General features: G+C 65.6%; 2 protein-coding genes. Both read right to left on the reverse strand.

The window, feature by feature from the left end; all coding sequences use genetic code 11:
- A partial coding sequence (locus E3D03_RS20570) for a class I SAM-dependent DNA methyltransferase (protein WP_263568498.1) occupies positions 1–1,193 on the reverse strand: 1,193 nt, incomplete at its 3' end.
- Positions 1,190–1,960: SAM-dependent methyltransferase (locus E3D03_RS20575; protein WP_263568499.1), on the reverse strand; the 771-nt coding region annotated here is incomplete at its 5' end. The genes E3D03_RS20570 and E3D03_RS20575, both read right to left, overlap by 4 nt.

Consider the following 1,960-nt stretch of genomic DNA (forward strand, 5'->3'; position numbering starts at 1 on the left):
ATCTCGGCCACCGCGTCGATGAACAGGATGCGCCCCTTGCGCGCCTCGGGCTTCTGCGACCGGCAGATCACCACGCAGGCCTCCATCGGCGAGTTGTAGAACAGCCCCGGCCCCAGCCCCAGCACGCATTCGACCCGGTCGGATTCCACCAGCCTGCGCCGCATCTCGGCCTCTTCATTGCGGAACAACACCCCATGCGGAAACAGGATGGCGCAGCGCCCGGTTTTCGGGTGCATCGACGACAGGATGTGCTGGAAGAAGGCGTAATCCGCCCGCCCCTGCGGCGGGGTGCCAAGGAAATTGCGCCCCCAGGCATCCTGCTCCCACGCGCCGCGGTTCCATTTCTTGATCGAATAGGGCGGGTTGGCCAGGACCACGTCGAAGGTCCGCAGCCGGTCGCCCTGCACGAAGGCGGGCGTGGCCAGCGTGTTGCCGCTGGCGATGTGGAAATCGTCCACGCCATGGATGACGAGGTTCATCCGCGCGATGGCGGCGGTGATGGTGATCAGCTCCTGCCCGTAAAGGCCGGTGGTGCGGATGTCGCCCCCGCGCCGCTTCACCTCGGCCAGGCACGAGATCAGCATGCCGCCGGTCCCGCAGGTCGGGTCATAGATGCTCTCGCCCGGCTGGGGCTCCAGCATCTGCGCCATCAGATGGACGAGGGTGCGGTTGGTGTAGAACTCCTGCGCGGTGTGGCCGCTGTCGTCGGCGAATTTCTTGATCAGGTATTCGTAGCCGTTGCCAAGCTCGTCCTCGGGCACGGCGGCGAGGGTCAGGTCGTGCTTGGAGAAGTGTTCGATCAGGTTCTTCAGCGTGCTGTCGGGTGTCTGGGCCTTGTCGGTCCAGTTCGCGTTGCCGAAGACGCCCTGAAGGCGTTCAGGGTTCGCGGCCTCGATGGCGAGGAAGGCCGACAGCAGCGCCCGCCCCACATCGCGCGGTGCTGCGCGCACGTCTTTCCAATGCGCGCCTTCGGGGATCACGAAGCGGTCGTTGGCGGTGTCGGTGGCGTAACCCTCGTCGCCGGTTTCATCGAGTGCCTGCTGGTAATCACCGTCCCAGACGTCGGACAGGCGTTTGAAGAACAACAGCGGAAAGATGTACTGCTTGTAGTCGCTGGCATCGATGAGGCCGCGCAGCAGGGTGGCGGCGCCCCAGAGATAGCTTTCGAGTTCGCGCTGGGTCAGCCCGCTCATTGCAGCCACCCCCCTTCGACCAGCACCTTGCGCAGGTGATCCTCGGCCGCCCGGGCGTCGGCCAGCGCGGTCTTGAACGCCTCGACGGCTTCGGGGAGAGGCGGAATGTCCTGGCCGATGGGCGGCAGGACGTAACGCGAGATGTTCAGGGTCCAGCCTTCCTTCTTGATCTCGTCCAGCGTCGCCACCTTGGCGCAATCCTCGACATCCTCGAATGCGCGGTACCAGGCGACGATCTGGTCGCTGTGCTCCTGATCGAGGAAGTTCTGCGCCCGGCCTTTGCGGAACAGGCCAGAGGCGTCGATGATCAGGACCTTGTTCTTGCGGGCCTCGGGCTTCTTGCGGCGCAGGATGACGACACACCCAGCCAGCTGCGTCCCGTAAAACAGGTTCGGCGCAAGGCCGATGACCGCCTCGACCATGTCCTTTTCCAGCAGGGCCTGCCGGATCGAGCCTTCGGCCGACTTCCGAAACAGCGCGCCCTGCGGCAGGACGACGGCCATGCGGCTGTTCCCGGTGGGCGCCATCGACGCGATCATGTGCTGGACGAAGGCATAGTCGCCGTAGCTTTCGGGCGGGATGCCGTACTGGGCCCGGCCCCAGGGGTCGGCCTCCCACAGGTCACGCCCCCATTCCTTGAGCGAGAACGGTGGGTTCGCGATGACGCAGTCGAAGGTGGCAAGGCCGCCGGTGCTGGAATCCGTGAAGGCCGGGTTCCGCAACGTGTCCTCACGGGCCACCTGGAAGTCCTCGATCCCGTGCAGGAC

The sequence above is a fragment of the Paracoccus sp. DMF genome (assembly GCF_004407025.1).
In the GTDB taxonomy this organism is placed as follows: domain Bacteria; phylum Pseudomonadota; class Alphaproteobacteria; order Rhodobacterales; family Rhodobacteraceae; genus Paracoccus; species Paracoccus aminovorans_B.